At 64.8% G+C, this 4,525-nt stretch carries 6 protein-coding genes; all 6 read left to right on the forward strand.

What is annotated here, in order from left to right:
- Positions 1-274, forward strand: a 274-nt coding sequence (locus tag VFP86_07660) for a hypothetical protein (protein ID HET8999504.1), incomplete at its 5' end; no start/stop codon positions are given.
- Complete coding sequence (locus VFP86_07665) at positions 271-672, forward strand: VOC family protein (protein ID HET8999505.1); 402 nt, start codon at positions 271-273, stop codon at positions 670-672. The genes VFP86_07660 and VFP86_07665, both read left to right, overlap by 4 nt.
- A gap of 73 nt (positions 673-745) precedes the next feature.
- Complete coding sequence (locus VFP86_07670) at positions 746-1,153, forward strand: PaaI family thioesterase (protein ID HET8999506.1); 408 nt, start codon at positions 746-748, stop codon at positions 1,151-1,153.
- Entirely contained in the window at positions 1,150-2,130 is a 981-nt protein-coding gene (locus VFP86_07675; GenBank protein ID HET8999507.1) for a 2-hydroxyacid dehydrogenase, read from the forward strand. The genes VFP86_07670 and VFP86_07675 overlap by 4 nt, the downstream gene beginning before the upstream one ends.
- Positions 2,131-2,735: 605 nt before the next feature.
- The gene (locus VFP86_07680; GenBank protein HET8999508.1) at positions 2,736-3,137 is read left to right on the forward strand and encodes an EVE domain-containing protein; all 402 of its coding nucleotides are present in this window, start codon (positions 2,736-2,738) and stop codon (positions 3,135-3,137) included.
- 663 nt (positions 3,138-3,800) lie between these two features.
- Entirely contained in the window at positions 3,801-4,172 is a 372-nt protein-coding gene (locus tag VFP86_07685; GenBank protein ID HET8999509.1) for a hypothetical protein, read from the forward strand.
- Positions 4,173-4,525 lie beyond the last annotated feature (353 nt).

Here is a 4,525-nt window from a genome sequence, read left to right on the forward strand (position 1 = left end):
GGAGCCGGTGGGCGGGGCCCACCTCGATCCGGCGGGCGCGGCGGCGTTAGTGAAACGTCGGGTCGGATCGACGCTGCGCGACCTGCGCCGGGTTCCCATTCCCCGGCTCTTGGAGCGCCGGTACGCCAAGTACCGGCACATTGGCCGGGTCGGCGTCTACTGGCGGGAGGTGGTCAGGAAAGAGATGCAGGACGTGCTCGATGCGCTGGGACGGCGGCTTCCGCGCGCCGAAGGGCCGTGGCGGCGGGTCCGCCGGAGCGGCCCGGAGGAATGACGGATCCGTCGATACAGGTCAGCCGTCTCGATCATCTCGTGCTGACGGTGCGCAGCATCGAGGCGGCGTGCGACTTCTACGCGCGCGGGCTCGGCATGCGCGTGGTGACGTTTGAGGGCGGCCGAAAGGCGCTGGCCTTCGGCCAGCAGAAGATAAATCTCCACCTGGCCGCGAGCCCATTCGAACCGAAAGCCGCCCGGCCTACCCCCGGATCCGCCGACCTCTGTTTTCTCACCGACGTCCCACTGGAGCGGGTGCAGGAACATCTCGCCGCGTGCGGCATCGTGATCGTCGAGGGGCCGGTGCGCAAGACGGGAGCGGTGGGTCCGCTGGACTCCCTGTATATCCGCGACCCCGACGGAAACCTCATCGAGGTCTCGAACCCCGTACCCGCCTGATTCCGCGCCGCGGACGCGGGGAACGCCGCGCCGCGCGGCCTGGAAAAGACCACTCCCGCCAGGAGGGATTGTCATGAGGAGCGACAAGAATCTCGGCCCCATCGCGGAACGGCATAAGGGGACCTTCTCGGATCTCATCGGCGTCGAGATCGTCGAGGCCTGCCCCGAGCGCGTGGTGGCCCAGCTCGCCATCCGGGACGAGCTCGGGACGGTGGGAGGCGCGCTGCACGGCGGTGTCTTGATGGCCTTCGCTGATACCATCGGCGCCGTCGCCACGGTGCTCAACCTGCCCGCGGGCGCCGGCACGACCACGCTCGAGTCCAAGACCAACTTCTTTGCCGCCGGCCGCTCGGGCACGGTGCGCGCCGAGTGCACCCCGCTCCATCGCGGCAAGCGGACCCACGTCTGGCAGACGCAGGTGAGGGACGAGGCGGGCCGGCTTCTGTCGCTGACCATCCAGACGCAGATGGTGCTGACGTGAAAGTTGCCTTTGCCGGGGCCTTCTCCTGCCGGCTCGCGGATCAGGTGCGGGCTCGCCTGGAGGTGCCCTGCGACATCACCCTGGCCGACGAAAGCGCGATCGCTGTTTGGCTTTCCGACGTGGACGTGCTGGTCACCCTCACCTTCAACCGCGAGATGGGCGATTCGGCGAAGCGGCTCAAGCTGGTGCAGGTGCCCGGCGCCGGCCTCGACCGCATCGATCGGTCCGCGCTCCCGGCGGGCGCGGCGCTGGCGAATGCCTATGGCCATGAGATTGGCATCGCGGAGTACGTGATCGGCGCCATGCTGGCATTGAGCCGCGGGTTCTGTCGCCTGGATGCGGCGCTGCGCCAGGGCAGGTGGGAGAGTTCGTGGGCCGTTGGCGCCGAGCCGCCGCCGCTTGCGTCGGAGCTCGCCGGCAAGACCCTCTGCATCCTGGGCTATGGCCGGATCGGGCAGTGCCTGGCCCGCCGCGCGCGGGCCTTCGACATGACCGTGTGCGCCATCCGCCGCGATCCGTCGCGATCCGCCGGCCGCGACGAGGGGCTTGCCTTCCTCGGCGGCCCGGAGCGCCTGGACGAGGTGCTGAAGCGGGCCGATTACCTGGTGGTCACGCTCACACTCACCGCGGCCACCCGCGGTCTCCTCGGCGCGCGCGAGCTGGGGCTGATGAGGCCCACCGCCTTTCTCATCAATGTGGCGCGCGCCGAGGTCATCGACGAGGCGGCGCTCTACCAGGCGCTGAACCGGCGGGCGATCGCCGGCGCCGCGCTCGACGTCTGGTATCGCTATCCTACCGCCGCCGGGCCAATGATTCCCGCGCACCAGCCCTTCCACGAATTGCCCAATGTGCTCATGACGCCCCACATGTCCGGCTGGACCGAGGGCATGATGGAAGCGCGGGCGAAAGTCATCGCGGAGAATATCCACCGGATCGCGCGGGGGGAGTCGCCGGCGAATCTGATTCCGGAACCGTAGCGCGGGGCGCAGGGGAGAGCCCGTACCCTCGAGTGGAGGGTTGAAGACCCTAAGGATGGCATGGGAGAAGCAAGGGTTCGAAACAGTTAGGTATCAGATGCGGAAGATGCTTTAATGCTCTAGACTCGCAACGAGAAACTTTGGCCCCGTGTCTAGACCTCCAGAGAAGCGACCAAACCGACGTGGTCTGATGGAAATAGAGAGGCATCGTCCGCACTAGGCTGATCGGAGAAGAATCCTGCCTCTAGCACCTTCATCTTTTGTGAAACGAAGATGTAGTCCACAGCACGCCGGATGGGCTCCGACGGGTACGACGGAATATTCGCGCGACCGTACTGGACCGATGTGGGATGGAATGAACACGAAAATCCTCCTTGATATACCAAACCGCGCAAATAAATTCTTAGACGTTGCCGGCGGAGCGGTCACGGTTTAGACGGGAGTTCAACACTTGATGTTCGATTACATTCGCGCCGCAGCCACCCTCAGAGAAGCGCAATGGTGAGCCGAAAGAGACATAGTTCTGATTGTGGCATGAATCTGTCATGTGGTCACCGACAAGTGTGCGATAATCAGGGCTGCCAGTAGTTCATGAGGTGACGGCAATGGCATACTTCCTTGCGAAGACCGATCCGCAAACATACTCTATCGACGACCTCAAGCGCGACGGTATAACTGAATGGAACGGCGTGCGGAATCCAGCAGCGGTCAACGCTATCAAGACGATGAGACCCGGCGATACCGTCATCATCTATCACTCGCAGAGGGACGCGGCGGTCGTCGGTCTGGCGAAGGTCGTATCGCCGCCGCGGCCGGACAAGAATGACGCGCGTTCCTGGGTCGCCGACTTCGAGTACGTCAAGCACGCTGCACGCGCGGTAACGCTCCGGGAGATCAAGGAGTCCCATGCATTTGACGACTGGGCGCTCGTGCGCCAGGGACGGCTGAGCACGATGTCCGCGCCAAGGGAGTTCTGGCAGTGGTTACAGAAACGGGGGGCATTCTAGCGCTCGATTGGACTGAAATCCACCCTCTCGCGCGCCGCCTCGCGCTACGTACGCTGCCCTCGGAGCGACGAAGCGCCCATGTGTTGGCCTTGCGAGGTGCATGGGCGGTTTCGGCGACCCCGGGGGGGTGCAACGCCGCCATTATCGAGTGCGGGGGGGAGATGCCGATCCAGGCGACGCGTGAGGATTGAGGATTGTACAGCGGTGGTGATCCTAGCAATCGTCGTTGGCGGCGAAGTTCTACGCCGAGGGAGCTGACACCGAGGCGCCGATGTCCCCCGAGGAATTCTGCCCCGTCATCGGGTGGTTCAGCTCGGAGGGAATACGTTTATGGGGCGTCCGGTATCTTAAGTCCAAAACCTCCGTCTCTGTAAATCTCCAAGGCGCTTCTTCTTCACCTGAAACTGAGCATCAATGCGCTGCCCAAACTCCGAACGAAAATTGGCGATCTCCCCTATGTGTTGATAGATCTCCATAGGGGTCTTGATACGACCTTCTTTCCCGCGCTCAACCTGCAATCGCAGCCAATCAACACGAAACCGGGCGAACACCTCAATATCGTCTTGATCGATCAGGCTCCAATGTTCTGCAAGGACGCCCGAGGAAGGCGCACGCAGCGTCCCGAAGCGAGGGATGGGCTGTCCCCCCAGAGGAGGGTCACGCATGACACATGCGCGAACGTTCAGCACGCAGCAGGGGGGGTCTCGGTTCGAAGATGTCGAGGTCGGGGTCGCGCCGGTTGCGTTCGTTCCCGGCAACCCGCCGCTGGATCTCTCGACGCCGCGTACGGCAACGGTCGCTCAGTTCGCGGTCCTGGCGCCCGGCTGGGACGGCTCGTGGCACCCCACTCCTCGCCGGCAGTACGCCGTCACGCTGGCCGGCGAGTGGGAGATCACGACAACCGACGGCGAGGTCCGTCGCTTCCCACCCGGCAGCCTGGTCCTGCTCGACGACACGACCGGCCGGGGTCACAACACACGTGTGGCCAGCGCCAGCCCGGTGTCAATCCTCCTCGTCGCCCTCGAACAGGACTGAGAACTGCTGAAATGGTACGGGACATCCGCGACTACTCTATGGCCGGAAGGCGATGGCGAGGAACACGAGCAACAGCAGAGCGTGACCAGGAAGTCAGGCAGCTCAGCGAACGGTGTCCGGCCGGCCTCGTCGAGAATGAGCAGGTCACGAACCGAAAGACCGGCTCGCGGCCCTGCTTGGCCGGTCTTTACCCGGTCGCGGACGATCCGTGGACGGTCTGCATCGCGACGAGAAACCCGGCCAGCATGTCGGCCCCGGAGGTTTCTCCGATCTGCATCACCGCCTGGGCCGGTTCCTCGAGGGTGCCCGCGTGCTCGCCGGCGAGCGCGCCGAGCAGGCTGTGCCACCGCTCG

The sequence above is a fragment of the bacterium genome (genome assembly GCA_035703895.1).
Lineage (GTDB): Bacteria > Sysuimicrobiota > Sysuimicrobiia > Sysuimicrobiales > Segetimicrobiaceae > Segetimicrobium.